This is a genomic window from Thauera aminoaromatica S2 (assembly GCF_000310185.1).
Lineage (GTDB): Bacteria > Pseudomonadota > Gammaproteobacteria > Burkholderiales > Rhodocyclaceae > Thauera > Thauera aminoaromatica.
In genome coordinates, this window is the sequence record NZ_AMXD01000053.1 from 1 (window position 1) to 24,474 (window position 24,474).

General features: G+C 67.6%; 27 protein-coding genes and 1 pseudogene. 20 read left to right on the forward strand and 8 right to left on the reverse strand.

Annotated features, from left to right (window positions below; translation table 11 throughout):
* Window positions 1–195 precede the first annotated feature (195 nt).
* From C665_RS09965 to C665_RS09995, 7 genes are all read left to right on the forward strand, one after another.
* Entirely contained in the window at window positions 196–519 is a 324-nt protein-coding gene (locus tag C665_RS09965; protein ID WP_004307679.1) for a (2Fe-2S) ferredoxin domain-containing protein, read from the forward strand.
* On the forward strand, window positions 516–1,172 hold the full coding sequence (locus C665_RS09970; RefSeq protein ID WP_004307680.1) for an alpha/beta hydrolase: 657 nt from the start codon (window positions 516–518) through the stop codon (window positions 1,170–1,172). The genes C665_RS09965 and C665_RS09970 overlap by 4 nt, the downstream gene beginning before the upstream one ends.
* Window positions 1,173–1,420: 248 nt before the next feature.
* Window positions 1,421–2,032 carry a glutathione S-transferase gene (locus tag C665_RS09975; RefSeq protein WP_004307682.1) on the forward strand — a complete coding sequence of 204 codons (612 nt, stop codon included), beginning with the start codon at window positions 1,421–1,423 and terminating at the stop codon, window positions 2,030–2,032.
* Window positions 2,033–2,303: 271 nt separating this feature from the next.
* Complete coding sequence (locus tag C665_RS09980; protein WP_004307684.1) at window positions 2,304–2,702, forward strand: pilin; 399 nt, start codon at window positions 2,304–2,306, stop codon at window positions 2,700–2,702.
* Window positions 2,703–2,796: 94 nt separating this feature from the next.
* Entirely contained in the window at window positions 2,797–4,737 is a 1,941-nt protein-coding gene (locus tag C665_RS09985; RefSeq protein WP_040828964.1) for a hypothetical protein, read from the forward strand.
* Window positions 4,734–5,591, forward strand: a complete 858-nt coding sequence (locus C665_RS09990; protein WP_004307689.1) for a glycosyltransferase family 2 protein — start codon at window positions 4,734–4,736, stop codon at window positions 5,589–5,591. The genes C665_RS09985 and C665_RS09990 overlap by 4 nt, the downstream gene beginning before the upstream one ends.
* A gap of 111 nt (window positions 5,592–5,702) precedes the next feature.
* The gene (locus tag C665_RS09995) at window positions 5,703–6,953 is read left to right on the forward strand and encodes a lipopolysaccharide biosynthesis protein (protein ID WP_004307692.1); all 1,251 of its coding nucleotides are present in this window, start codon (window positions 5,703–5,705) and stop codon (window positions 6,951–6,953) included.
* Here C665_RS09995 and C665_RS10000 read toward each other — a convergent pair.
* The 4 genes and pseudogenes from C665_RS10000 to C665_RS10015 all read right to left on the reverse strand — a co-directional run bounded on the left by C665_RS10000 (window position 6,934) and on the right by C665_RS10015 (window position 11,494).
* Complete coding sequence (locus C665_RS10000) at window positions 6,934–7,833, reverse strand: glycosyltransferase family 2 protein (RefSeq protein ID WP_004307694.1); 900 nt, start codon at window positions 7,831–7,833, stop codon at window positions 6,934–6,936. The two genes, C665_RS09995 and C665_RS10000, sit on opposite strands and share 20 nt — an antisense overlap.
* Before the next feature lie 175 nt (window positions 7,834–8,008).
* A pseudogene (locus C665_RS10005) lies at window positions 8,009–9,112 on the reverse strand (ISAs1 family transposase); the annotation flags it as partial.
* Window positions 9,113–9,314: 202 nt separating this feature from the next.
* Window positions 9,315–10,268, reverse strand: coding sequence for a glycosyltransferase family 4 protein (locus C665_RS10010; protein WP_004307698.1), 954 nt, complete (start codon window positions 10,266–10,268; stop codon window positions 9,315–9,317).
* A gap of 140 nt (window positions 10,269–10,408) precedes the next feature.
* Window positions 10,409–11,494: a glycosyltransferase family 4 protein gene (locus C665_RS10015; protein ID WP_211207580.1), complete on the reverse strand. Its 1,086-nt coding sequence runs from the start codon at window positions 11,492–11,494 to the stop codon at window positions 10,409–10,411.
* A gap of 240 nt (window positions 11,495–11,734) precedes the next feature.
* On the opposite strand from C665_RS10015, the gene C665_RS10020 reads away from it, so the two are divergent.
* Window positions 11,735–12,031, forward strand: a complete 297-nt coding sequence (locus C665_RS10020) for a type II toxin-antitoxin system RelE/ParE family toxin (RefSeq protein WP_004307701.1) — start codon at window positions 11,735–11,737, stop codon at window positions 12,029–12,031.
* Window positions 12,032–12,034: 3 nt separating this feature from the next.
* Window positions 12,035–12,343: an addiction module antidote protein gene (locus tag C665_RS10025; RefSeq protein WP_004307703.1), complete on the forward strand. Its 309-nt coding sequence runs from the start codon at window positions 12,035–12,037 to the stop codon at window positions 12,341–12,343.
* A 299-nt stretch (window positions 12,344–12,642) separates the two neighbouring features.
* Here the strand turns inward: C665_RS10025 and C665_RS10030 are convergent, their stop codons facing one another.
* Window positions 12,643–13,059, reverse strand: coding sequence for a hypothetical protein (locus C665_RS10030; RefSeq protein WP_211207581.1), 417 nt, complete (start codon window positions 13,057–13,059; stop codon window positions 12,643–12,645).
* A gap of 173 nt (window positions 13,060–13,232) precedes the next feature.
* Here C665_RS10030 and C665_RS10035 point away from each other — a divergent pair, with 173 nt between their 5' ends.
* Both C665_RS10035 and C665_RS10040 read left to right on the forward strand, forming a co-directional pair.
* Window positions 13,233–13,481, forward strand: coding sequence for a CDGSH iron-sulfur domain-containing protein (locus tag C665_RS10035; protein ID WP_004307711.1), 249 nt, complete (start codon window positions 13,233–13,235; stop codon window positions 13,479–13,481).
* A 10-nt stretch (window positions 13,482–13,491) separates the two neighbouring features.
* Window positions 13,492–14,055 (forward strand): histidine phosphatase family protein, encoded by a 564-nt coding sequence (locus tag C665_RS10040; RefSeq protein ID WP_004307713.1) that lies wholly within the window; start codon window positions 13,492–13,494, stop codon window positions 14,053–14,055.
* A gap of 60 nt (window positions 14,056–14,115) precedes the next feature.
* Here the strand turns inward: C665_RS10040 and C665_RS10045 are convergent, their stop codons facing one another.
* Together C665_RS10045 and C665_RS10050 are read right to left on the reverse strand one after the other, a co-directional pair.
* Window positions 14,116–14,688 carry a Uma2 family endonuclease gene (locus C665_RS10045; RefSeq protein WP_004307715.1) on the reverse strand — a complete coding sequence of 191 codons (573 nt, stop codon included), beginning with the start codon at window positions 14,686–14,688 and terminating at the stop codon, window positions 14,116–14,118.
* A gap of 113 nt (window positions 14,689–14,801) precedes the next feature.
* The gene (locus tag C665_RS10050; protein WP_004307717.1) at window positions 14,802–15,359 is read right to left on the reverse strand and encodes a hemerythrin domain-containing protein; all 558 of its coding nucleotides are present in this window, start codon (window positions 15,357–15,359) and stop codon (window positions 14,802–14,804) included.
* Window positions 15,360–15,573: 214 nt separating this feature from the next.
* Between C665_RS10050 and cutA the strand changes: the two genes are divergently transcribed.
* The 6 genes from cutA (at window position 15,574) to nusB (ending at window position 20,667) form a co-directional block, all read left to right on the forward strand.
* A complete protein-coding gene (gene cutA, locus C665_RS10055) occupies window positions 15,574–15,921 on the forward strand; it encodes a divalent-cation tolerance protein CutA (protein WP_004307720.1) in 348 nt (115 codons plus the stop codon).
* 93 nt (window positions 15,922–16,014) lie between these two features.
* On the forward strand, window positions 16,015–17,856 hold the full coding sequence (gene dsbD / locus C665_RS10060; RefSeq protein WP_004307722.1) for a protein-disulfide reductase DsbD: 1,842 nt from the start codon (window positions 16,015–16,017) through the stop codon (window positions 17,854–17,856).
* Between the two features lie 58 nt (window positions 17,857–17,914).
* Complete coding sequence (locus C665_RS10065; protein WP_004307724.1) at window positions 17,915–18,523, forward strand: riboflavin synthase; 609 nt, start codon at window positions 17,915–17,917, stop codon at window positions 18,521–18,523.
* A 34-nt stretch (window positions 18,524–18,557) separates the two neighbouring features.
* Window positions 18,558–19,649, forward strand: a complete 1,092-nt coding sequence (gene ribBA / locus C665_RS10070; RefSeq protein ID WP_004307725.1) for a bifunctional 3,4-dihydroxy-2-butanone-4-phosphate synthase/GTP cyclohydrolase II — start codon at window positions 18,558–18,560, stop codon at window positions 19,647–19,649.
* Between the two features lie 17 nt (window positions 19,650–19,666).
* The gene (gene ribH / locus C665_RS10075) at window positions 19,667–20,170 is read left to right on the forward strand and encodes a 6,7-dimethyl-8-ribityllumazine synthase (RefSeq protein WP_004307727.1); all 504 of its coding nucleotides are present in this window, start codon (window positions 19,667–19,669) and stop codon (window positions 20,168–20,170) included.
* A complete protein-coding gene (gene nusB / locus C665_RS10080; RefSeq protein ID WP_004307729.1) occupies window positions 20,167–20,667 on the forward strand; it encodes a transcription antitermination factor NusB in 501 nt (166 codons plus the stop codon). The genes ribH and nusB overlap by 4 nt, the downstream gene beginning before the upstream one ends.
* A gap of 381 nt (window positions 20,668–21,048) precedes the next feature.
* On the opposite strand, the gene C665_RS10085 is transcribed toward nusB, so the two are convergent.
* On the reverse strand, window positions 21,049–22,068 hold the full coding sequence (locus tag C665_RS10085) for an META domain-containing protein (protein ID WP_004307731.1): 1,020 nt from the start codon (window positions 22,066–22,068) through the stop codon (window positions 21,049–21,051).
* A 208-nt stretch (window positions 22,069–22,276) separates the two neighbouring features.
* Between C665_RS10085 and hypA the strand changes: the two genes are divergently transcribed.
* The 3 genes from hypA to C665_RS10100 all read left to right on the forward strand — a co-directional run.
* Window positions 22,277–22,618 carry a hydrogenase maturation nickel metallochaperone HypA gene (gene hypA, locus C665_RS10090; RefSeq protein ID WP_004307733.1) on the forward strand — a complete coding sequence of 114 codons (342 nt, stop codon included), beginning with the start codon at window positions 22,277–22,279 and terminating at the stop codon, window positions 22,616–22,618.
* A gap of 311 nt (window positions 22,619–22,929) precedes the next feature.
* Window positions 22,930–23,898 carry a hydrogenase nickel incorporation protein HypB gene (gene hypB / locus C665_RS10095; protein ID WP_040828971.1) on the forward strand — a complete coding sequence of 323 codons (969 nt, stop codon included), beginning with the start codon at window positions 22,930–22,932 and terminating at the stop codon, window positions 23,896–23,898.
* On the forward strand, window positions 23,895–24,474 hold a 580-nt coding region (locus tag C665_RS10100; RefSeq protein ID WP_004307737.1), incomplete at its 3' end, for a Kae1-like domain-containing protein. The genes hypB and C665_RS10100, both read left to right, overlap by 4 nt.

Consider the following 24,474-nt stretch of genomic DNA (forward strand, 5'->3'; position numbering starts at 1 on the left):
GGCCGCACCCGCGAGCGCGCAGCCGGCTCCGCGCCGCCGAGCCCGCCGCTAGGCATCGGGGCGGCGGCCGCAGCCAGGTCCCGCGGCCACAACCCCGCCGCAAGCCGCACACGCGGCAAGCGCCGCCTATAATCTCGCGACGTTCCCGCGGATCGGCGCCGGCACGGCGTTCGACCCGATACCCAGAGAGCCACCATGAGCTATTTCAAACACCACGTCTTCTTCTGCTGCAACCAGCGCCAGCCGGGCGAGTCCTGTTGCAACGACCACAAGGCGAGCGAGCTGCAGACCTACGCCAAGGAGCGCACCGCCGCGCTCGGCCTCAAGGGCAAGGGCAGCGTACGCGTGAACAAGGCGGGCTGCCTCGGCCGCTGCGACGACGGTCCGGTGATCGTCGTCTACCCCGACAACGTCTGGTACACCTACGTCGACAAGGAAGACATCGACGAGATCATCGACTCGCACCTGATGCAGGGCCGCGTGGTCCAGCGCCTGCGCCTGCCCGAGGACGTCGCATGAGCCGCCAGCTGCCCACCGAGTCCGTCCTGCTGCGCGGCGGCGCCGGCAACATCGAGGCGCTGATCGACGCCCCCGCCACGGTCAAGGGCATCGCGCTCGTGTGCCATCCCCACCCGCTCTTCGGCGGCGCCAACACCAACAAGGTCGCGCACACGCTCGCGCGCGCCTTCCGCGATCTCGGCTACGCGGTGATCCGCCCCAACTTCCGCGGCGTGGGCCAGAGCGAGGGCACGCACGACCACGGCGAAGGCGAGACCGAGGACATGCTCTCGGTGATCAGCTGGGCGGAGTCGCGCTGGGGCGCGCTGCCGCTGGCGCTCGGCGGCTTCTCCTTCGGCGGCTACGTACAGGTGCGCGTCGCCAAGCGCCTGGCCGAGGGCATCGCGCCGCCGCGCCAGCTCGTGCTCGTGGGCATGGCCGCGGGCGAGACCACCGGCAGCGGCCGCAGCTACGACACCCCGGCGCTGCCGACGAACATCCCCGCGCTGCTCATCCACGGCGAGAACGACGACACCGTCGCGCTCGCCAACGTGCTCGACTGGGCGCGGCCGCAGGAACAGCCGATCATCGTGATCCCCGGCGCCGACCACTTCTTCCACGGCAAGCTGCACCTGATCCGCGAGCTCATCGCGCGCAACGTCGCGCACGCCTGAACACTGCCGCCGGCAATCGCAACTTGCGTCGCTCCTACGAAACCCAGGCGCTTACAAGATTGCCGTAGGAGCGACGCAAGTCGCGATTCCAGCACCTGACTCCGCGCCTCGCCCGAATCCGCGCCGCGCCCGCCTCCGCACCCCGCCGGCCTTCTCGCGACGCGGGCCGCGATCCTTCCGGTTTCCCTGATTTCCCCCCGCCCGCCTGCGGCGTACGCTGGGTCGGCCATCACCGGAGACCCGCCATCATGAAACTGCTCGCCTCGCTGACCAGCCCCTACGCGCGCAAGATCCGCGTCATCCTCGCCGAGAAGGCGCTGCCCTTCGAGCTCGTGGTCGACTCGCCCTGGGAGGCCAACACGCGGATCCCCGAGCTCAACCCGCTCGGCAAGGTGCCGGTGCTGATCACCGACGAAGGCGAGACCTTCTTCGACTCGCCGGTCATCGCCGGCTACCTCGAGACCCTCGGCGCCCCGCCCGCGCTGCTCCCGCCCGCCGGGCTCGACGCCGTGCGCGTGCGCCAGACCGAGGCGCTCGCCGACGGCGTCACCGACGCGGCGGTCGCCGCCCTGCTCGAATCGCGCCGCCCCGACGGCGAGCGCAGCGAACGCGAGATCGCCCGCCAGAAGGACAAGATCGACCGCGGCCTCGCCGAGCTCGAGCGCCGCCTCGACGGCCGCCACGCCTTCAACGGCGGCCCGATGCAGCTCGGCGACATCGCGGTCGCGGTCGCGCTCGGCTACCTCGACCTGCGCTTCCCCGATGTCGACTGGCGCAGCCGCCACCCCGGCCTGGTCCCCTTCGCCGAGCGCATGTTCGCCCGCAGCAGCCTGCGCGACACCCAGCCGCCGGCAGGCTAGGCGGGCTGGGGGTCAGCGGGGGCACCGGATCGACGGGTGGGATGAGCAAATGAAAGACCCCGGGTTTCTCACCCATGCCTCGCGCCCCGGCAAGCACTCCCCTTTGTCACATGTTGACCACCCGCTCCGGGGCAGCTGTCACTTTTGGCCGTGGAATCGTGTCAAGCCGGCGGCACTCCGTCACGAAAACCCGGGGCTTCGAAGCTGGCACGGAGATTGCTGATGGGTAGGCAAGCGGATTTTCCGTGGTTTCCCATCAAGGAGAACTCAAATGAACAAGATGCAACAAGGCTTCACGCTGATCGAACTGATGATCGTCGTGGCGATCATCGGCATCCTGGCTGCGGTGGCACTGCCTGCGTATTCGGATTACCAAGCCAAGGCGAAACTCACCGCGGGCCTTGCAGAGGTCTCGGCGGGCAAGACTGCGTTCGAGGAACTCCGCAATAACGCAGAAGCCATCACGGTTGCAGCCATCGGCCTGCAAGCCACGACCGGGAACTGCGCTATCACGGCATCCAACACCACGATTGTCTGCACCTTGGCGAATGCTCCTTCGCAAGTTAATGGCAAGACGATCACCTGGACCCGAAACAGCACGAGTGGCGCATGGTCTTGCGCAACCAACGCCCCGGCCAAATACGCGCCGAAGACCTGCCCGGGCGTCTAAATGCAATAGTTTCCAGCTCAACGGAAGGGGGCAGCGTGCTGCCCCCTTTTTCGTGTTTTCGGCAATCATTCGCTGGCAAAGACTGGTCGCGGAAATGCCTCCTTCCAAAACGAAAACGCGCTCAGCATGGCTTTTGCTCGGACTGCTCGCCATCGCCTGCGGATCGCTATACATCCCCGGCCTGACGGGCGCCCTCTACTACGACGACATCCGCCCGCTCTCCGGCCTCGCCAGCGTCGTCGACCTCGACTCGGCGCTCTACTACCTATCCTCCGAGATCTCCGGTCCGCTCGGCCGTCCGCTCGCCATGCTCAGCTTCCTGGTGCACGTCGAGGCCTGGCCTGGAGCCATCGAGAACATCCTCCTTTTCAACGTGCTGCTGCACCTCGTCAACGGCACGCTGGTCGCCCTGCTCGCGCATCAGCTACTGAGCCTGCGCGGCCTCCCCGGCAGCGCATCGTCCTGGATTGCGGTCGGCGCCGCCGCACTGTGGATGCTGATGCCACTGCAGGTGTCGTCCTCGCTGATCGCGGTGCAGCGCATGGCGACGCTGTCGGCCTTCTTCGTGCTCGCGGGCCTATTGATCCATTTACGGGGCATCGCGATCGAGAACCGGCGTCCTGCACTCGGCGTCGCCCTGCAGGCACTCGGCCTCGTGGGATTCACCCTGCTCGCGATGTTCACCAAGGAAAACGGCATCCTGCTGCCCGTTTTCGCGCTCGTGATCGAGGCGACGCTGCTCGCCGACCGCACGGGCCGCCTTCGCTTGCTGCGCACCGTCGCGGGCGGCGGGACACTCGCGATCATCCTGGCCTACCTCGCGTACAGCGCACTCCGCTCCGGCGGCGTGTTCGGGGGGCGCGAATTCGACCTGCTCGAGCGCATCCAGACCCAGCCGCTGATCCTGCTCGAATACCTGCGCGAAGCCTTCGCGCCCCGGCCCTACGGTCTGCACCCATTTCATGACGGCTACCCCAAGGTCAGCTCGCTCGCTGAACAACCAGACGCCCTCTTCGCCGCCATCCTGTGGCCGACGCTCACGGTGCTCGCAATCCGCTTCCGCCGCCGCCATCCGGTCGCGGCCTTCGCCGTCCTGTGGTTTCTCGCAGCCCACCTGCTCGAATCCAGCGTCGTCGGGTTGGAGCTGTATTTCGAGCATCGCAATTATCTGGCCCTGTTCGGACCTTGCTTTGCACTCGCCTGGGCGGTGGGGCGTACGCCCCTTCCGTACCGCCGGCTCGCCATCGCAGGCTTCGCCGCCTATCTCGCAACCTTGGCGGCGATCCTGTTCCATGTGACCAGCCTCTGGGGCGACAAGCTCGACGCGGCGGAAACCTGGTTCGTCCACGCCTACAAGTCTCCACGGGCGGCTGAGCACCTTGCACTCCTCTACCTCGAACAGGGGCGCCTCGACGAGGCCTACCAGGTCATGCGGATCCAGGTGGATGATTGTCCAGGGTGCGTCGCCTCAGTCACGCAGGCCGCACTCCTCGCCTGCGCAACGGGTGACGAGCAACGTACGCGGGACTATTTCAACCAGGCGGAACGGCTGGCAATCGACGCGCGCAACGTCGGAGGGGCCGTATCGGCGCTCAATGCAATGCACAACGCAGTCGAAGAAGGAAAATGCACGCTTCTCGGCTACGATAAACTCGAAGCGCTCAACAGAAACCTCCTGCGCCAGCAGACTGCGGGGCTCGGCGCGCTCAGCCGCAAGGCGATCCACATCAACCTCCAAAGGATCGCAATGGCCAGAGGTGACGCGGACATCGCATTCGAGCATCTGAAGGAGGCCTGGGCGGCAGACCGGGACCGCACGCTCGGCCATGCGATCATCCGCAGATTGCTCGAACGGCACGCGGTGGAGGAGGCCAAGGCTTTCCACCGCGAAGAATTGTGCCGAGACCTGCCGAAGCACCCGGTACTCGCCCGCACAGCCCGCAAGCAATGCGATGAATCGATGCAGGCCATACTCGGGGCCGCACGCGGTCATCCGCAGCGCACAGGTGACGCAAGGACAGGCTCGACACCATGAAAACACGGGTTTCGATCGTACTTCCCGCACGCAACGAGTCGACTCCCATCGGCAATGTCGTGATGCAGATTCGGGCGCAGCTTCCCGAAGTCGAGGTCATCATCGTCGATGACGGTTCGACCGATGCGACCGGCGAAGCCGCCACGAAGTCGGGGGCGCGCGTGATCCGCCAGCCGTATTCAAAGGGCAACGGCGCCGCCATCAAGACCGGCGCACGCGCGGCGAGTGGCGACGTGATCGTCTTCATGGACGCCGACGGCCAACACGACCCTGCCGACATCCCGGCCTTGCTGGCCCGCCTCGACGAAGGCTACGACATGGTCGTCGGCGCACGCCAGGCAGGCTCCCAGGCGAGCCTCGGCCGTGGCCTCGCAAACCGCTTCTACAACCGGCTCGCGAGCTACATGACGGGCCACAAGGTGGAAGACCTGACCTCGGGATTCCGCGCAGTACGCGCCGAGAAATTCCGCGAATTCCTCTATTTGCTGCCGAACGGCTTCTCCTACCCGACGACCAGCACCATGGCCTTCTTCCGCGCCGGATACTCGGTGGCCTACGAGCCGATCCACGCCGCCCGGCGCATCGGCAAGAGCCACATCCGCCCGCTGCACGACGGACTGCGCTTCCTGCTGATCATCTTCAAGATCGGCACGCTGTATTCGCCGTTGAAACTGTTCGCTCCGGCTGCAGCCTTGATGTTCCTGCTGGGCAGCCTGTGGTATCTCCATACCTTCATTCACTTCGGCCGTTTCACCAACATGAGCGCGCTGCTCTACACCGGCAGCGTGGTGGTCTTCATGATGGGTCTGATCTCGGAGCAGATCACCGCCTTGATGTACAAGGAGCGCGAGTGAGCATCTTCGCCCTTTGGAGCACGAGCCACGTCCTTCTCGTCGCCAGAGCGCGACCCGCATCGTCGGCGCATCGGCCGACCTGATCGGCGCTTCAACCCGGAATCGATCGCCGTGAGAGGTCCAATCGCGCTCGCCACCCTGCGCACCAGCCTGATCCTCGGGGTACGCCTTGCAATGCAGGCGGGTACCCTGCTGCTTGTCGCACGCGTGCTGGGCCCGGAGCGTTTCGGCGAATTCGCGGGGGTTGCGGCGCTTGCAGTCGTCATCGGCACCCTCTCGTCCTTCGGCACTAATCTGGTGTTCCTCGGTGAAGTGTCAAAGGAGCCTGGGAGACGTATGCATGTCCTAGCTTATGCGCTGCCGACCACCTTGCTCTGTGGCACCCTCTTGCTGGCTGTCTATCTGCTCTTCGCCGGCGTCTATCTCTCCGCGTCGGGCGTGTCGCTGATGGTGCTCCTTGCCATCGGAGCGGCCGAGATCCTCCTGCAACCACTGTTCGCATTCCTGTCGAACGAACACCTTGCGATGGAGCGTATTGCACGCTCGCAAGTCGTGATAAGCCTGCCGCTCGTGATGCGCCTGCTTGCCGCGAGCCTGGTGTTCATGGTGGATGCCGCAGATCCGCTCGCAGCATTCAGCTTCGGCTACCTGATCGCATCCGCGATCGCCCTCTCCCTGGCCACCGCAACGTCCTCCGCCCCGTGGCCCACGCTGCGCGACTGGCGACTGCCAAGCCGGTCCGAACTTCATCAGTCCTCGGGCTATGCCGCGCTGGCCTTCACGGCGTGTGGCCCCGGCGAGATCGACAAGACCCTGGCTGCGGTTCTACTGACGCCGTCCTCAAGTGGGCTGTACGCCGCCGGCACACGGGTCATCGGCGCAGTCACGCTCCCCGTGATCGCGATGCTGCTCTCTGCGTTGCCACGCCTGTTCCGTGAGGGTCACACGCAACCACGGGAAACAACCCGGCTCTTGCGCTGGATCCTCGTGGCAGCCCTGCTCTACAGCGCCCTGATCACCGCCGTGTTGTGGCTCGCCGCGCCGGCTTTCATGGGGCTCTTCGGTCCCGGCTATGAAGGCATTTCACAGATGATCCAGTGGCTCTGCTTGGCCGTCCCGGGCATGGCGCTGCGAATCGCCGCAGGCAGCATGCTCATGGCGCTGGGGAGACCCTGGATGCGCGCAGGGTTCGAGATCGCAGGCGTGATCGTGCTGCTGGTCTGCTCCCTCATGTTGACCGGCCGACTCGGCGGAACAGGCATGGCGGTGGCGCTGGCATGTGCCGAGTGGACCATGGCTGCGCTCGGACTGGCGCTGATCGCCTCGGCCCGCATGCGGGCAATCAGGCCGCGGGCGGCGTGAGATCGCGGCACCGCCCTTTCAATACGTCCATAGTTGCGGCAAGGAAGCCACGCCACGGAGTGAACGATCGAAACCGCAGACAACGGATCGAGGCACGCAGCGGCAAGGTGATGCAGCGCAGCGCGATGTAGAAGATACGGTCTCGCGGCCGCCCGGCGAGTTTGCCAGCAAGCAGCCAATGGCCTCGATTGATGTGGTATTCGTAGAATAAAGAGCCATTCCGCGCGCTCCCCGAACCTGAATGGATAATCACGGCCTCAGGACATTCGGCGAAGTCGATGTTCTTGCCGTGCAGTCGATGGCCGAATTCGACATCCTCCCCATAAAAGAAGAAGTCCTCGTTCAACATTGGGGCGGCGGCAAGGTCGGCCCGGATCAGGAGGCAACATCCGCTTGGATACGGAAGACATGCCCTGCTAAATCTGGAACGCGTCAGCAAGGCGGACGGGCGGTGGTAAAAACCCAACAGACTGGACTCATTCGCCCCTTCGTCCTCGCGAACCCGTGGGAACACCAGCGGAGCGCAATCTAGCATTCGAAGCAGGCTCGACAGACAACCGCTTGTCATCCGCGCATCCGAATTGATCAGCAATACCGCACTTGGTCGGAAGTCCGCAACACGCACCAACCCGGCATTGACGCCGCCTGCAAAGCCGAGATTGCGCGCTGCGGTTACGATTTCAAGCGCGAGCCCAATGAGGCGCAGGCTGTCCAGCGCATCTCGCACGCACGCCAGAGACCGACCTTCGTCTTCCGAATTGTCGACGATGACGATGGCACGAACCCCCTCATCGACCATCGACTTCACGCAACCCATCGTCTGCGTCTCGGTGCGGAAATGGAGAACTAGGCCAGCGACCTCGGTTGTCTCGATCGGCATGCGCGCTCACCGGCCCCTTTGTATGATTTCCCTACCCGAAAAAAATCGCAGGAATACATTCCACTCTATTCCCTGAGAGCCCACCACCTTCTGCATACAAAAACTCGTCCGACAGATTGGAAGAGGGCTCCGGGCCACTCCCAGGGCTTCCGCACTCGCCTAGCATATCGTCCGATATCCCCAGCATGCGCTCCCGCACCCCGTCATCCCACGCCGCCCCCTTGCGCTTGAGCCGAAGGCTGCTCTTGCGCGTGTCGGTCTTGTCGGCGCGGATGATGTTTAGCGCGATCTTGCGCAGCATCGACAGGTTCTGCGGCGCATTGTCTTTGGCCACGGTGCTGGCGTCCTCGCCAAAGCTGACGTCGAGGACCCAGTGAAGCCGGTTCTCCACGCCCCAGTGCGCACGCACCGCCGTCGCCAGTTGCTCGGCGCTCAGTGCGCGCGAGCTGATGTAGTAACGCCGCTCGAGATCGGATTCCTTCTCGCCGACGATCCGCATGGAGTCGATACGCCCGATCGTCACGCACTTGGGCCAGTCGGCCGGATCGACGAGGCCCTTGGCCGACAGCACCGAAGCGATCTGCCCGACGGTGCGCCCGTGGCCGCGCTCGACCCGCGAACTGCGATCGACCGACTCGACGCCGTGCTGGTCGATGAAGGCGGTCTCGATCGCTTCGAGCAGCGTGGGCTGATTGCCCTTGACCATCAGCAGGTAATCGCCCTTCTTCGCAACGATCTGTTTGGCAATGCTTTTCTGGCAGCCCATGGCGTCGATCGTGACCAGCAGCCCCTTGATCGAGAGCGCCTCGAGCAGCTCGGGAATCGCCGTTATTTCATTGCTCTTGGCGGCGACCTTCTCCTGGCCGAGCACCAGCCCCAGCTCCGTGGCAAAGGCGCTGACCATGTGGATCGCGCTCTCGCCGCCGCTGCCCGAGCCGCGCACGGTCTTGCCGTCGACGGCGATCGTGCCGCCGACGCCCGCATCGTCGCTGAGCGCACTCACGACCCCACCGACCCAGCGCCGGAACATGGCCTCGAACTGCTTCGGATCGAGCGCACGCAGGATCCGAAGGAAGGTCTCCTCGGACGGGATGCCGTTCTTGAGCACGAGGAAGCGGCGCAGCCACGCCTCCTTGGTGCGCGCCCAGAAGGTGATGTCCTCGACCGTGTCGCAGTCCGAGAGCACAGCGGCGATCAGGATCACCAGGATCTCCCGGAAGTCGTGCAAGGTGCCGTTGCTCGGCTTGCGCGGATCATCGATTTCGTCCAGACAACTCATCAGGGAACCCCTTTGCGCCGCACTCACGCTCTTCGCCCAAAAGGCGAGAGTAGACGTGATTTTCGAAGGGTCCACAAGATGGCTGCATAAGGTGTTGAATGTGAACGAAGATTTTCAGGTGGCTATGCGATCAGGAAAAATGCATTCCGAGTGCGGAGACCCTGGGGCCACTCCCAAGCCAATATCTCCTGCAATCAAGATGTTAGCCCCGCCCCAGAAGAGCGGCATATGCAGCGACGTACTCTTCGAGCATCTTCCCAAAGGAAAACAACTCCACCGCGCGGGCACGTGCGGCCCGGCGGACAAGTCGATGGCCCTCCGTATCGCCGGCCAACGCGCGAATGGCAGCTGCGAAGGCTCTTACATCGTCCTGGATGCAAAGCGTCCCCGTCACACCATCAGCAATCGCTTCCACCAGCGAGGATCCACGTGTGGCAATGACCGGGAGACCACAGGACATGGCCTCTACAACCACGAGACTGAAGCCTTCGCTGCGCGAGGGAAACAACAGTGCATCGACGTCCTTCATAGCCGCCGCGACAGCCTCGTCGCCCTCCAATCGTCCGATGTCATGCATGTTCGCGGGCAGGGAGGACTTGTCGGGCGCGGCCGCGGCGCCTCCGGTATAGCGCAGTTCGTAACTGTCACCCAGTTCGCGCATGATCGCCGCCAGAAGGTCCACACCCTTGAGGCGCTTCCAACCGCCGACATAGAGCAGCCGGAAGGGCGCACCCGACGGGCGCACCCGGGCGCCCGGCACAAAAAGACCGACATCGACCCCGTTGTGGATGACCGTCATCGGTCTGTCCAGCAAGGTTCGCTGCGCCGTATCGGCGACGAAACGGCTCACCGCCACGATAAGGTCGGCGCGGTGCAGGGTGCGACGCTCGTTCGGGGCGATCCAGCGCTCGTGGTACAGGGCACGCACGAAACCCTTGTAGGGTCGGATGGAGGGGTGATGAGTGGCATGATGGATCGTGGCCAGCACCGGCAGCTGGCGCGGCAGAAAGCGCTCATGCAGCCAGGAGTTCACATGCACCACGTTCGCCCATGCCGGAGGGTCGGGAACCGGCACCGACCACGGCGCATACTCGGCGCGCAGAGGCAACCAGGTGATCGCCGCCTTCAGGCCGCGGCGATGCAGTTCGGCGACCATACGCTCGGTGAACACATCCGTGCCCGTGCCGGTACGTACTGCAGGAAACCATGCGGCAGGCGCTCTACTCATCAATCACCAAGCCTGCAGGTCGCGCATCCGAGGGGGCCGTCCATGCTCAATCCGTGCGCCGGAACGGGTTACGCAGCGCATTGCAGCACGGCGCGGAGCCTGTCGCCAAAAATCGGCCAGGCGAAGCCGCGTGCGAAGTCCAGCGCTCCATCGCACCACGGGTCGCGCGGGCCGGCGAGAACCTGCGAGATGGCCTCTGCCAGGGCAGGATAGTCGCCCGGCGCAACGAGAAGGCCAGAGCGCCCGGACGCGACGGCATCTACCACGCCGCCTGTCGCAAAAGCCACGGTCGGCAGGCCGTGGGCGGCCGCCTCGATCGCCACCATGCCGAATCCTTCCGGATCGCCTCGGACGTGCCGGATTGGAAAGACATGGACCGAGGACGAGGCGAACGCAGCCTCCAGTGTCGCGTCGTCCACCACGCCCAGCATCTTCACGTGCCCGGCGACACCCACTTGTTGCGCTGCATCGAGGATGCACTGCGGCGTCTGGGCCTCGGCACTCAAGGCTTGCCCGGGAACGTCGCCGATCACCGCGAGGGTGATGTCGGGATGACGCGCGACGATCTGCGGCAAGGCTTGCAGTACGAACTCCCTGAGGCCCTTGCGCGACGTGAGCCGGCCTACCGACAACAGAATCCGCCTGCCCTGAAGGACGTGGCGCTCGAGGAACGCCCGCTTGGCCGGATCATTCGCCGGTAACGCCTGCAGCGACACCCCGGGCGGCACGATGCTGATGCGGCCAGCGCGGACGCCGGCATCGATCGCGAGCAAGCGTGTGGGGGTGCTGTTCACAACGACGCTGTCGATCCGCCGGATCGCGGGCAACCAGCAGCTCTGATAGATGGCATTGCGCACGGTGATGTCGAGCCCGTGGATGTAGACGGCGCTCCGCGCTCGAACCACCTTCGCGCCTAGGTAGGCGGCAGGCGCGGTCAGCCCGCTACCCGCCAGCACGATGTCCGGTCGCCACGCGCGTGCAATGCGGCAAGCGTGGTGCGCGGAGGCAGCAAGGAATTTCCACAACGGACGCAGCGGGACCTCGGTCAGTGCGACAGCATCGGGGCGATGCCGCGAGGCACCCGCGGGACCGACCATGTGCACATCCGCGTGCCGGGACAACTCGTCCGCCATGTGCCAGTTCAGGCGCTCCATCCCCCCCACGAGCGGCGGCAGATTGCGAGTGACGATGAGAATTCTTTGACGTGGCATGCAGGGAATTGGTACGCCCGATGAAACCCAATGGCGAGTCAGCATACACCGGGAGCGCAGCATGACAGCAAGAGCGCCTGTCACCTGAAGACGGCCATCGTTTCGCCCACGAGAGAAATGGGGGGGGCGACCCCAATTTCTCCTACGCTTGATCACTTGTAATCGAACGATTACACTTCGCCGATGTACACGATCTATCAGCTCCCCGAGTTCGATGCCTGGCTGTCCGGCATCCAGGACGGCATGACACGCCGTCGTTTGGGGCGGCGACTGGAGAAGGCGCAGCGCGGCAGCTTGGGTGACGTCAAGCCTGTAGGCGAGGGCGTCTGGGAAATGCGCGAATTCTTCGGGCCGGGCTGGCGCATGTACTACGTGCAGCGCGGCTCCGTGTTGATCGTGATGTTGGGCGGCGGCGACAAGGCGACGCAAGTTGCCGATATTGCCAAGGCCATCGCACTGGCCAATACACTGGAGGACTGAACAATGACCCACAAGATCAAGATTGCCGAGCTGCCTGTTTTCGACATGGCCGCGCACCTGCCAGACGAGCAGGCGATTGCCGAGTATCTGACCGTGGTCCTGGAAGAGAACGACCCTGCGGCGCTCGCGGATGCGCTGGGGACGGTCGCGCGCGCGCGCGGCATGACCGAAATCGCCAAGGCGTCTGGCATGACCCGCGAGGCCCTGTACAAGGCCCTGCGCCCCGACGCGCACCCGCGCTTCGAGACCATCAGCCGCGTGTGTGCAGCACTGGGCGTCAAACTGGTTGCACAGGTCGCGCATACGTCCTGACACCCAGAAAGAAGTGAGGGACAGACCCCAATTTCCCGCAATGTCCCACACGGGCTCACGCCACCATCGCGCACCGAGCGAGCCGGTGCGCGTGCTACCCCCCCCCCGTGACGACTCCAGAACTCGGCCGGCGTAACGATGGGGTAGGTGTTTGCCAGCGGGAGCAGGTCCTTGTCCCCGGTGATCAGATCGTCGAGGTTTCCGATGCGCATGCCCGCCAACAGGGTGCCGAGCACAGGCGGATCCTTGTCGTCGCGCAAGGCTTCCTCGGAGATCGGGTCCGATTCGACGAGTTCGGCCTAGATTGACAGGATATCCACGAGGTCGTCGATCTCGCGACCGGAGAGGCTGTGGCGGGCGGATAGCCTTGGCAGCACGCGCCGAGGAGAATAGGGGTCAGACCCCAATTCAACAATTTCTCGGCGGCTGAGCACACTCGCAAGCCGGGCGGCAGAGCGGTCGTCACCGAGCGCGGCGCTGTCGTTGGTCCCCGCGCGCTTCCGCCCCACGTCGCCGGGCTCCAGGGCGTTCAGAAAGAGCCCGCGGTGACGCTCGCCACAAATCCGGGGGTCGGCATCGAGGGCAGTGAAGACGGCATGCGGCCGGATCAACTCGTCCGCTTCACCCTGCGCGTTGCAGCGGTAGCTCGACCAGCGGTAGGCGCCCGGGTGATCCACCATACCGGCCCGCACCGGGTTGAGTTCGATGTAGCGCATGCAACTCAAGAGATGGAGCACGTGCTGCACGAGGCACGAGCGATACTGCCCCTCCCACAGCGTGCCGCTGCGCGCGTAGGCACGATTGACACGCCCTGCGGTCCGGCGCAAGGTTTCTCAGAGGCTGCGCCGCGGCCGACCGGCAAGACCACAAACACAAAGGAGACAAGGCGATGTCCGAACAACGCGAACCACATGTCGCGCAGAAAGCGCCCTATGCCGTCGAGGTCGAGGCGGGCAAGAAGTATTTCTGGTGCGCCTGTGGCCTGAGCAAGAAGCAGCCGTTCTGCGATGGGTCCCACAAGGGCAGCGGGTTTGCTCCCACCGCCTTCACCCCCGAGAAATCGGGCACGGTCCATCTGTGCGGCTGCAAGCACACCGCCAACGCGCCGTATTGCGACGGAACGCACACGAAGCTGTGACCGGGCGGCCATGCGCCTCCTGCTTGCCTGCCTGGGCCTGTTGCTGCCGATTGCCGCAGCCTGCGCCGAGACGGACGAGGCAGCCTTGTGGGCGGCCTTGCGCGACGGCGGGCATGTCGCGCTGATGCGCCATGCGATCGCACCCGGCGTCGGTGACCCGGCGGGCTTTCGGCTGGACGACTGCACCACCCAGCGCAAGCTGTCGGCGCAGGGTCGGGCGCAGGCGCGCGCGATCGGCGAGCGCTTCCGCGCCAACGGCATCGCCACCGCGGCGGTGTTCTCCAGCCAGTGGTGTCGCTGCCTCGATACGGCGCGCGAACTGGCGCTGGGCGAGGTGGTGGCGTTCCCGGGGCTGAACTCGTTCTTCGCCGACCGCGGCGAGGAGGCGCGGCACACCGCTGCGGTCCGCGCGCTGATCGGGGAACGCGCGCGCAGTCCCTTGCCGCTGGTGCTGGTGACGCATCAGGTGAACATCACCGCGCTGACGGGGGTGTTTCCGGCCTCGGGCGAGATCATCGTGCTGCGGGTCGACGGCGACACGCCGAGCGTGGCCGGCCGCATCCGGACCGATTGAGACAGCCGGCTCGCCTTTTCCTGCCGTGCATCGCGGGGACGGCGAAAACGCCCACCCGCGCTACTCGCCCTCCACCCCTTCGAAGACCTCGGCCACCGGGCAGCGCAGGCCGACGCTCGCGAGTTCCAGTTGCTCGTCGAGGGCGAAGGGGTAGAGCACCCAGTGCCCACTGTCGTCGCGCCGGAAGACCTCGATACGACGCTCTTCGAGCGAGACGAGTACATATTCCTGCAGCGCAGCCAGCGTGCGGTAGGCGGCGAACTTGTTGCCGCGGTCGTAGGCCTCGGTGGACGGCGAGAGCAGCTCGACGATCAGCAGCGGGTGACGCTTGACGTGGCTGGCCTCGGCGCTGCGGTCGCGCGGGTCGCAGGTCACGAGGATGTCGGGGTAGAAGAAGCTGTTGGCCGCCTCGACGTGGACCTTCATGTCGGCGATGAAGGGCTTGCAGGGGGTACCGCGCAGATGCGCATGCAGGCCGGCGAAAAGGTTGCCGGCTGCCGTACCGTGCGCGTCCGACGCGCCGCTCATGGCGAAGACCTCGCCATCGACGTATTCGCTGCGGATGGGCTGATCCTGTTCCCAGGCCAGGTAGTCGTCGGGGCCGAACGGGATCTTGGGCTGGGGCAGGCTCATCGGGCGTCCTCGCTGCAATTCGTTGCGGTTTGCGCTTCGAGCATAGCGGCGAGGGACGGGACAGGCAATCGAGAGGCCCGTCTTCCGGGTCGTCGGCCGACGAGTGCGGCGGCTCAGCTCACCGGCGCATAGAGCGGATACAAGGTGTCCTCCTCGCGCTGGATGCGGTCGACCAGCACGGCTCCGACGCGCTCGAGGTCGGCGGCGAAGCTCGCGGCGAGCGCCGGGTCTTCGCCGAGGCGGACGTAGCGGGCGAGGAAGGCGATCACCTTCTTGCCGATCTCGTCCATGTCGTGGCGGAACTCGTGCATCAGCGCGTGGCTCACCGGATCGTCGGCAAGGGTGTGCTCGAGATACACGTACAGGCGCACGTTCTCGACCAGCAGATGGGCGTGAAGGTCGACGCGGAAGCGCTCGAGCAGGGGCACGACCTCGTCGAAGCGCCCTGCGTGCGCGGCCTCGCGGATGGCGCCGAAGCGTTCGAGCATCAGACGATGATCGCGCACCAGGCGCTCGACCAGTTCGGGGCTGTAGCGGATGGTGGTGCCGGGAGCGAAGCTCTCGGAGTCCTCCATGGAATGCGCGGGTTCGGGGGCAGGAACCGTGGCGGACGAGGGCGCGGCCTCCGCCTTGGCCTGGTGCTTGCCGAACAGCCAGTCGAGCAGGAACATGATGTGCTCCGGATGGAGCCGCGGAGGGCGGCCGATGCGTGAAGGATTCCGACGCTAATACAGGTGCATGATGGACTTCCATGGCACAGATCAAATCCGCGCCGGATCCATCCGCGACACCGGCGTCACCCGGAATTTTGTGCTTGATCCCGCGCAGGGCGTCCGCGCCCGCGCTGCGGGATAATCGCGGTCGTTCCACGACGGATCCGCCACCATGCCCGCCAGCTCAGCCACCACGCCACGCGCCCTGCTCGTCTTCACGAACCTGCCCGACGCCGCCAGCGCCGAGGCCCTGGCGAACGCGCTGATCGACCGGCAGCTCGCCGCCTGCGTGAACATGCTCGCGCCCTGCACCTCGGTGTATCGCTGGCAGGGCGCGACCGAGACCGCGACCGAGGTACCGCTGCTGATCAAGACCACGCCGGCGCGCTACGCCGCGCTGGAGGCGGCGATCCGGGCCCACCACCCCTACGAACTTCCGGAGATCGTCGCGGTCCCTGTGACGCAGGGCTTGCCCGGCTATCTCGACTGGGTCGCCGCCGGAACGAGGGACGACGACTGATCGCCCGCCGGCGCGTCCCCGGCACCGCCCCGCCCGATCGACCCGTCCGCGGGAGCCGCAGTGCGCCCGCCCACCGCCGCCTAGAAGACCACGATGCACCGCCTTTTCCTCCTGCTCGCCCTGATCGCGAGCCTGCTCCTGCCCGCCGCCGCGCGCGCCAACCCGATCGAGCCCGAGAAGGCCTTCGCGATGCGCGCGCAGGCGCTCGACGCGCAGACCATCGAGGTGGTGTTCGAGATCGCCAAGGACTACTACCTCTACGGCGACAAGTTCCGCTTCGAGGCCGAGCCCGCCGGCGTGGGCTTCGGCGCGATGGAAAAGCCCGCGGGCAAGAAGCACAAGGACGACTTCTTCGGCGAGGTCGAGACCCACCGCGGCGAGCTGCGCATCCTGGTCCCGGTACAGGCGCCCGCCGGCACCACCCGCTTCGAGCTCTTCGCCACCAGCCAGGGCTGCTGGGATGGCGGCATCTGCTATCCGCCCACCACGCAGCAGGCCTCGATCGACCTCGCCGCGCCGCCGAAGAAGGCGGGCGGCTTCCTCGACAGCGTGCTCGGCGGCCGCGCGGGCACCGGCAGCCCCGCTTCGCCCACCCCGGTCGCGCTTGCCGCGCCGGAGGACGGCAGCGGCGGCGGCGCCGTCTCCAGCGACGAGAGCGGCGACATCGCCCGCCTGCTTTCCGGCGCCAGCGTGCCGATCATCCTGCTGAGCTTCTTCGGCTTTGGCCTGCTGCTCGCCTTCACGCCCTGCACCTTCCCGATGATCCCGATCCTGTCGGGCATCATCGTCGGCCAGGGCAACAAGGTCTCGCACACGCGCGCCTTCGTGCTCTCGCTCGCCTACGTGCTGGGCATGGCGGTGACCTACGCGCTCGCCGGGGTCGCCGCCGGCATGACCGGCACCATGCTGTCGGCAGCGCTGCAGAACGTGTGGGTGCTGTCGGCCTTCGCGCTGATGTTCGTGCTGCTGTCGCTGTCGATGTTCGGCTTCTACGAGCTGCAGCTGCCCAGCACGCTGCAGAGCAAGCTGGCCGACACCGCCAGTCATGGCAAGGGCGGCCACCTCGGCGGGGTCACCCTGATGGGCGTGCTGTCGGCCCTCATCGTCGGCCCCTGCGTGGCGGCCCCGCTCGCCGGCGCCCTGCTCTACATCGCGCAGACCGGCGACGCCGTGCTCGGCGGCTGGGCGCTGTTCGCGATGGGCTTGGGCATGGGCGCGCCGCTGCTGGCGGTGGGCGTGGCCTCGCGCAGCCTGCTGCCCAAGGTCGGGCCGTGGATGGAAGGCGTCAAGAAGGCCTTCGGCGTGATGCTGCTCGCGGTTGCGCTGTGGATGATCACCCCGGTGATCCCGCCCCTGGCCACCATGCTGGGCTGGGCCGCGCTGCTGCTGTTCTCGGCGATCTTCCTGCACGCGATCGACCCGCTGCCGCCGCAGGCCAGGGGCTGGCAGCGCTTCTGGAAGGGCGTGGGCGTGGTGCTGTTGTTGGCCGGCGCGGCGATCCTGGTGGGCGCGCTCGCCGGCTCGCGCGACCCGCTGCAGCCCTTGTCGGTGCTGCGCGCGCAGGCCGCGGCGCCGGTCGATGTGCCGCAGTTCGAGAAGGTGGACTCCATCGCCGAACTCGAGGCCCGGCTCGCCACCACCGATCGCCCGGTGCTGCTCGACTTCTATGCCGACTGGTGCGTGTCGTGCAAGGAGATGGAGCGCTTCACCTTCAGCGACGCCGCGGTCGCCGCGCGCATGAGCCGCATGCTGCTGCTGAAGGCCGACGTCACCGCCAACACCGACGAGCACAAGGCGCTGCTCAAGCGCTTCGGCCTCTTCGGGCCGCCGGGCATCCTCTTCTTCGACGCTGCGGGCAAGGAACGCGAGGGCCTGCGCGTGGTGGGCTTCATGAAGGCGGCGCCGTTCGCGACGGTGCTGGACCGGGCGCTCTGAGCGAGGCCCGGCTTTTTCCCCTACAATCCCGCCTTTCCCCTTACGGTTCAAACCCTTCATGTTCTCCGGCATCGTCGCGGCCGTCGGCCGCATCGAACACGTCGAGGCGCTCGCGGACGGCGTGCGCATCACCGTGGACACCAACGGCCTCGACCTCTCCGACGTGATCGTCGGCGACAGCGTGGCGCACAGCGGCGTGTGCCTCACCGTGGTCGAGATGGACGGCCCGCGGCTGCGCTACGACGTCTCGCGCGAGACGCTCAACTGCACCGTGGGGCTGGACGCCGTCGGCGGCGAGGTCAACCTCGAGAAGTCGCTGCGCCTGGCCGACCGCCTCGGCGGCCATCTCGTCACCGGCCATGTGGATGGCGTCGGCGAGGTGGTGAAGTTCGCGCCGATCGGCGAGAGCCACGAGCTGGTGATCCGCGCCCCGGCGGCGATCGCCGGCTACATCGCGAAGAAGGGCTCGGTCACCGTCAATGGCGTCAGCCTCACGGTCAATCGCGTCGAGGGCCGCGACTTCTGGATCAACCTGATCCCGCACACGGTCGCGGTCACCAACCTCAAGCACCTCGCGCCGGGCAGCAAGGTCAATCTCGAGATCGACCTCATCGCACGCTACGTCGAGCGCATGCTCGAGTGGAAGAACGACGCCGCGCAGGCCTGACCCGCGCGCCCCAACGCAACACAAAGGAAGCAGCATGAGCGCACTCGCGCCGATCACCGACATCATCGCCGACATCAAGGCCGGGAAAATGGTCATCCTGGTCGACGAGGAAGACCGCGAGAACGAGGGCGACCTCGTCATGGCGGCCGAATTCGTCACCCCCGAGGCGATCAACTTCATGGCCAAGCACGGCCGCGGACTGATCTGCCTGACGCTCACCGACGAGCGCTGCCGCCAGCTCGGCCTGCAGCAGATGGTGCGCGACAACCGCACCCCGCACGGCACCGCCTTCACCGTGTCGATCGAGGCCGCCACCGGCGTCACCACCGGCATCTCGGCGCACGACCGCGCGCGCACCGTGCAGGTCGCGGTCGCCCGCCACGCCAGGCCGGAAGACATCGTCACCCCGGGCCACATCTTCCCGCTCACCGCGCAGAAGGGCGGCGTGCTGATCCGCGCCGGTCACACCGAGGCCGGCTGCGACCTCGCCCAGCTCGCCGGGCTCGAGCCCGCCGCGGTGATCTGCGAGATCCTCAAGGACGACGGCACCATGGCGCGCCTGCCCGACCTCGTCGAGTTCGGCCAGGCGCACGGGCTCAGGATCGGCGCCATCCGCGACCTCATCGAGTACCGCGCCGCCAACGACAACCTGGTCGACAAGGTCGCCGAGAAGGATGTGGACACCGCCCACGGCCGCTTCCGCCTCACCGCCTTCGAGGACAAGACCTCGGGCGACGTGCATTTCGCCCTGTCGCACGGCGACATCCGCCCCGAGCGCGAGACCCTGGTGCGGGTGCACGAGCCGATCTCGGTGCTCGACTTCCTCGACGCCGGCAGCGGCCACCATACCTTCCCGGTCAATCAGGCGCTCGCGACCCTGGCCGCGGCCGAGGCCGGCGTGATCGTGCTGCTCTACCGCCCGATGTCAGGCCGCGAGCTACTCGCCGGCCTCGACGGCGGCCACGACCGCCCCACCGCGAAGTGGGACGCGCGCCTGTTCGGCGTCGGCGCGCAGATCCTGCGCGCGCTGCGCGTCGGCAAGATGCGCCTGCTCGCCAGCCCGCGCAAGATCCCGAGCATGACCGGCTTCGGTCTCGAGATCACCGGCTTCGTCGACAAGAACTGACCACGAGATCCCCCAGCATGCAACGCAACCAATCCGAGAACGCCCGCCAGGGCGCCCGTTACGACGGCATCGACGAGATCGAACCCAACTTCGCCGGCGCCGGCGTGCGCGTCGGCATCGTGATGGCGCGCTTCAACCTCGACATCTGCGAGGGCCTGCTGTCGGCCTGCACCGACGAGCTGCTCGCCCTCGGCGTCGCGCGCGAGGACATCCGCATCGTCACCGTGCCCGGCGCCCTGGAGATCCCGCTCGTGCTGCAGACCATGGCCAGGAGCGGCCGCCACGACGCCCTGGTCGCGCTCGGCGCGGTGGTCCGCGGCGAGACCTACCACTTCGAGCTCGTCTCCAACGAGATGGGCGCGGGCGTCACCCGCGTCGGCCTCGACACCGGGCTGCCGATCGCCAACGGGGTGCTCACCACCGAGGACGACGACCAGGCGGTCGCGCGCATGCACGAGAAGGGCGCCGACTGCGCCCGCGCCGCGGTCGAGATGGCCAACCTGCTGAAGGTGGTGCGATGAGCGACATCGACAACACGCAAGCCGAAGGCGCCGCCGGCGCGCCCAACCCCACCAGCAAGATGGCCCGCCGCCGCGCGCGCGAGCTGGCGCTGCAGGGGGTGTACCAGTGGCTGCTGTCGGGCAACAACGCCACCACCGTGCAGCGCCACCTCGAGTCCGAGACCGAGAACCTCGACAAGATCGACCGCGAGCTGTTCGTGAGCCTGCTGCGCGGCGCCACCGGCGCGGCCGACGAGCTGCGCGGCTGCTTCGAGCCGCTGCTGTCGCGCCCGGTCGCCGAGCTGTCGCCGATCGAGCACGCGATCCTGCTGCTCGGCACCCACGAGCTGCGCCACAACCTCGATACGCCCTACCGCGTGGTGATCAACGAGGCCATCGAGCTCGCCAAGGGCTACGGCGGCACCGACGGCCACAAGTTCGTGAACGGCGTGCTCGACAAGCTCTCCACCCGTCTGCGCCCGGAAGAGGTCGAGGCGGCGCGCGCCAAGCGCGGCTGAACGCGTTCGCATTCGCGCGCGAGCGGGGCCGCACGGCACGTGCATGGCCCGCGCACGGCCCCGGCGCCAAAGATCGCGACTTGCGTCGCTCCTACGGAAAACCGGCACAGCACCTGAAGCCCCCGCAGGAGCGACGCAAGTCGCGATCACGGCGCCCCACCGGCCGCCACATCGACCGGAGCCGCGGATCGCGGCGCGAGCCCGACCCACCCCCGACACGCCAGCCGCCTCCGACGCCCCCGACGCCCCAGACGCCTCCGACACCCCCGACACCCCCGACACCCCCGACGCCCCTGTAGGAGCGACGCAAGTCGCGATCGCCGCGCTCCGGCAAGCGTCGCACCGGTGAGCACGTGCTCGACCGCAAGGTCGTCCTCCCCCTCACCGCCCGCCCGCGCGCCGCGCGCGCATCACCACCCGATCGCCCGCACGCAGCTCCAGCCCGCCGTCACCTGCGATCGCAAAGCCCGTCACCCGCGCGGCGGCCGCCATGAAGCGCTGCTCGTCTTCCATCGCACGCGGCTCGCAGGCCATCCTGGTCGCCCCCAGCGGCGACAGCCGCAGGCCCTCGCCCGACAGCACATAGCTGCCGAAGTAGCGGTTGCATGCGGCCAGGCCGGCAAGCCTGCCGTCGGCCGCGAAGGCGAGTGTCATCCGCGCCGGATCGGCCACCGCGCGGCCATCGAGCTCCACCACCGCCCAGGGCTCACCCTGCAGCAGTTGCGCGGGATCGCCACCGCAGCCGCGCAGCACGTGGTCCTGCCAGCGCACCTCGACGCTGTTCGGGTGCGTCATCCCGCTCATCGTGTCGACACACAGGCGCTCGAACACCAGCGCCTCCAGCTCGCCGCCGGCGCTCGTGCCCTGGTAGCTGCGCATGCCCGCCGCCTCCACGATCAGCGGCGCAGCGGCGAACGCACGCGAGGCGCCGCCGTCGGCGATCAGCTCCAGGCCGTGCGCGCCGATGTCGAGCCGCCAAGCCGGCTCGTTCCCCACCGCGCGGAACAGCGGCTTCTCCGCCACCCGCCGGCACTCCGGCTGCTCGACGCCGGCGAGGCTCAGCAGCGCGGAGTTGCCCTTGACCCAGATGCCGGTGCGCTCGTCGTCGACCGACACCATCCGCATCCCCGAGGCGCTGCGCTCGGGCCGCAGCGTGAACACCTTCCCGTCGACGCCGAGGGTGGCGAGCTCGCCGAAGTGGCGCAGCTCGACCCTGCGCTCGCCGCAGCGGAACTCGAGCGGCGGCTGGGGATCGAGCGCCGGCGTGGGGTCGGCCGGGCGCTCGGCCACGGCCTGGGGGGATGCTTCGGCGGCCAGCGCAGGCGCGGCAGGGCGGAACAGGCTGCAGCCGCCGACCAGGCCGGCGAGGAGACCGAGGCCCAACAGGGAAGAGGTTTTCATCGCGAGACTCGAGGACAGGGAAAGACGGTCCGTCATTCTAGGGGTCCGCCGCCCCCTGTGCCTTCCCTCGCCTTCCCTCGCCCATCCGCCCAAGCACTCGCCGCCCCCCCACCGCCCGCCGGCTGCCCCCGGCGCTTTGCGCAATCCGCCTTCGCGTTTCGCTTCTCTCCGCCGCCTGGGGTAAGCTCGAAGACCGAGGAGAGTCACGATGCATGAGATGTCCCTGGCCGAGGGTGTGCGCACCCTCATCGAGGACGCCGCGGTGGCCGACGGCTTTGGCCACGTGCGCGCGGTCGTGCTGGAGATCGGGGAACTCGCCGCGGTCGAGGTCGAGGCGCTGCGCTTCTGCCTGGACGTGGTGCTGGCCGACACCATCGCCGCCGGCGCCGCAATCGAGGTCGAAATCCTGCCCGGCGCCGGCTGGTGCCCCGCTTGCGCGCAAGAGGTGCCGATGCACCAGCTCTACGACCCCTGCCCGCACTGCGGCAGCTACCGCGTGCAGACCACTGCCGGCCGGGAGATGCGCGTGAAGGCGCTGGAGGTGGACTGAAGATGGGCCGGCGCTCGAAGGCCAGACGCGGCTCCGGTCACGCAAGGCTGGGCCCCGTCCGGGCCCCCGATGTTTACACTGGGCTCCAGTACGCGATGGTTGCACCGGGCTCCAGTACGCGATGGTTGCACCGGGCTCCGGTGCGCGATGGTTTTTTGTAGGAGCGACGCAAGTCGCGATCCAGCCGCACGGGCAAGCGCCTGCGCCCGCCCCCTCGCCGCAATCGCGACTTGCGTCGCTCCTGCGTCCACCTGAACGGCCGCGGTCGGGTCAGGGGCGTGATCCTTACCGGCAGCAAGGAGAAACGAGAGATGTGCACGACATGTGGTTGCGGCAGCGGTGAAACCCGGATCGGCGCGCTCGGTGGCGGGCGCCCCGCGGGTGGCGCACACCCGCGGCCCGGCGCGACACGCACATGGCGTGCCGTCGACGGGCACGCTGCCACCCCGCCCCGCGGCTTGTCGCCCGACACGTCGTCATTCTCGCCCGTTACCGCCGCGGACACGACGCCCACCTCGCACCCCGCCGCGCCCGGCCACCACCATCTCGACTTCGGCAGCGGTCCGGCGCACGCCCACGCGCCCGGCCTCAGCCAGGCGCAGATGGTGAAGATCGAGCGCGACATCCTCGGCAAGAACGACGCGCGCGCCGCGGAGAACCGCGCCTGGCTGGCCGAGCGCGGCATCTTCGCGCTCAACCTCGTGTCCAGCCCGGGTTCGGGCAAGACCTCGCTGCTGGTGCGAACCCTGCAGCTGCTCGGCGGGCGCGTGCCCGCCGCGGTGATCGAGGGCGACCAGCAGACCGAATTCGACGCCGAGCGCATACGCGCCACCGGCGTGCCGGCGCTGCAGATCAACACCGGCAAGGGCTGCCACCTCGACGCCGACATGGTCGCGCGCGCGCTGCCGCGCATGGAACTCGCCGCGGACAGCCTGCTGCTGATCGAGAACGTCGGCAACCTGGTGTGTCCGGCCGCGTTCGACCTCGGCGAGGCGCACAAGGTGGCGATCTTCTCGGTCACCGAGGGCGAGGACAAGCCGCTCAAGTATCCCGACATGTTCGCCGCCGCCGACCTGATGCTGCTCAACAAGACCGACCTGCTGCCCTACCTCGCCTTCGACACCGAACGCGCGATCGACTTCGCGCTGCGGGTGAATCCGCGCCTGCGCGTGATCCGGACTTCGGCCACCACCGGCGAGGGCCTGGACGAATGGATCGCCTGGATCGAGGCCGGACTCGCCGCCGCGCGTGCACGGCGTGCCGCAGGCCTGCGGGCATGAACATCGCCAGCCCGGCCACCGGCATGGAAACGAAGGGGGCGTCCCTGTCGAGCCCAGCCGCATCCACCCCGATCGGCGTGGCGCTGGGGCTGCCCTCCGTCGGCGCCGGCGGTCTCCCAGAGGCGCTGCCCATCCTCGCCCTCGGCGCCTGGTTCAAGCACGCCGCCTGCCTGCTAGAGGACGGTCGCGCACAGTTCGGCCCCAACCTCGGAGACCTCGACAACGCCGACGCCTGCCGTGCGGTGGAGCCGGCCGCGCTGGCCCTGCTCGCGCGGGCGGCGACCCCGGTACGCGCGATCGCCCACGACCTCCACCCCGATTTCCACTCCACCCGCGTCGCCTGCGCGCTCGCGGCGCGCCTGGGCGTGCCTGCGATCGGCGTGCAGCACCACCACGCCCACGTCGGTGCGGTGCTCGCCGAGCACGGCCGCTTCGACGCACGCCCGGTGCTCGGACTGGCGCTCGACGGCGTCGGCCTCGGCACCGACGGCGAGGCCTGGGGCGGCGAGCTGCTGTGGGCGGCCGGCGGCGAGTTCGTCCGCCTCGGCCACCTGCGCCCGCTGCGCCTGCCCGGCG

What these genes read in the sequence shown, in the direction of transcription:
- C665_RS09965 (WP_004307679.1), top strand. Translation starts at nt 196, where the DNA reads ATGAGCTATTTCAAACACCACGTCTTCTTCTGCTGCAACCAGCGCCAG.
- C665_RS09970 (WP_004307680.1), top strand. Translation starts at nt 516, where the DNA reads ATGAGCCGCCAGCTGCCCACCGAGTCCGTCCTGCTGCGCGGCGGCGCC.
- C665_RS09975 (WP_004307682.1), top strand. Translation starts at nt 1,421, where the DNA reads ATGAAACTGCTCGCCTCGCTGACCAGCCCCTACGCGCGCAAGATCCGC.
- C665_RS09980 (WP_004307684.1), top strand. Translation starts at nt 2,304, where the DNA reads ATGAACAAGATGCAACAAGGCTTCACGCTGATCGAACTGATGATCGTC.
- C665_RS09985 (WP_040828964.1), top strand. Translation starts at nt 2,797, where the DNA reads ATGCCTCCTTCCAAAACGAAAACGCGCTCAGCATGGCTTTTGCTCGGA.
- C665_RS09990 (WP_004307689.1), top strand. Translation starts at nt 4,734, where the DNA reads ATGAAAACACGGGTTTCGATCGTACTTCCCGCACGCAACGAGTCGACT.
- C665_RS10000 (WP_004307694.1), bottom strand. Translation starts at nt 7,833, where the DNA reads ATGCCGATCGAGACAACCGAGGTCGCTGGCCTAGTTCTCCATTTCCGC.
- C665_RS10010 (WP_004307698.1), bottom strand. Translation starts at nt 10,268, where the DNA reads ATGGTCGCCGAACTGCATCGCCGCGGCCTGAAGGCGGCGATCACCTGG.
- C665_RS10015 (WP_211207580.1), bottom strand. Translation starts at nt 11,494, where the DNA reads ATGGAGCGCCTGAACTGGCACATGGCGGACGAGTTGTCCCGGCACGCG.
- C665_RS10020 (WP_004307701.1), top strand. Translation starts at nt 11,735, where the DNA reads ATGTACACGATCTATCAGCTCCCCGAGTTCGATGCCTGGCTGTCCGGC.
- C665_RS10025 (WP_004307703.1), top strand. Translation starts at nt 12,035, where the DNA reads ATGACCCACAAGATCAAGATTGCCGAGCTGCCTGTTTTCGACATGGCC.
- C665_RS10030 (WP_211207581.1), bottom strand. Translation starts at nt 13,059, where the DNA reads ATGCGCTACATCGAACTCAACCCGGTGCGGGCCGGTATGGTGGATCAC.
- C665_RS10035 (WP_004307711.1), top strand. Translation starts at nt 13,233, where the DNA reads ATGTCCGAACAACGCGAACCACATGTCGCGCAGAAAGCGCCCTATGCC.
- C665_RS10040 (WP_004307713.1), top strand. Translation starts at nt 13,492, where the DNA reads ATGCGCCTCCTGCTTGCCTGCCTGGGCCTGTTGCTGCCGATTGCCGCA.
- C665_RS10045 (WP_004307715.1), bottom strand. Translation starts at nt 14,688, where the DNA reads ATGAGCCTGCCCCAGCCCAAGATCCCGTTCGGCCCCGACGACTACCTG.
- C665_RS10050 (WP_004307717.1), bottom strand. Translation starts at nt 15,359, where the DNA reads ATGTTCCTGCTCGACTGGCTGTTCGGCAAGCACCAGGCCAAGGCGGAG.
- cutA (WP_004307720.1), top strand. Translation starts at nt 15,574, where the DNA reads ATGCCCGCCAGCTCAGCCACCACGCCACGCGCCCTGCTCGTCTTCACG.
- dsbD (WP_004307722.1), top strand. Translation starts at nt 16,015, where the DNA reads ATGCACCGCCTTTTCCTCCTGCTCGCCCTGATCGCGAGCCTGCTCCTG.
- C665_RS10065 (WP_004307724.1), top strand. Translation starts at nt 17,915, where the DNA reads ATGTTCTCCGGCATCGTCGCGGCCGTCGGCCGCATCGAACACGTCGAG.
- ribBA (WP_004307725.1), top strand. Translation starts at nt 18,558, where the DNA reads ATGAGCGCACTCGCGCCGATCACCGACATCATCGCCGACATCAAGGCC.
- ribH (WP_004307727.1), top strand. Translation starts at nt 19,667, where the DNA reads ATGCAACGCAACCAATCCGAGAACGCCCGCCAGGGCGCCCGTTACGAC.
- nusB (WP_004307729.1), top strand. Translation starts at nt 20,167, where the DNA reads ATGAGCGACATCGACAACACGCAAGCCGAAGGCGCCGCCGGCGCGCCC.
- C665_RS10085 (WP_004307731.1), bottom strand. Translation starts at nt 22,068, where the DNA reads ATGAAAACCTCTTCCCTGTTGGGCCTCGGTCTCCTCGCCGGCCTGGTC.
- hypA (WP_004307733.1), top strand. Translation starts at nt 22,277, where the DNA reads ATGCATGAGATGTCCCTGGCCGAGGGTGTGCGCACCCTCATCGAGGAC.
- hypB (WP_040828971.1), top strand. Translation starts at nt 22,930, where the DNA reads ATGTGCACGACATGTGGTTGCGGCAGCGGTGAAACCCGGATCGGCGCG.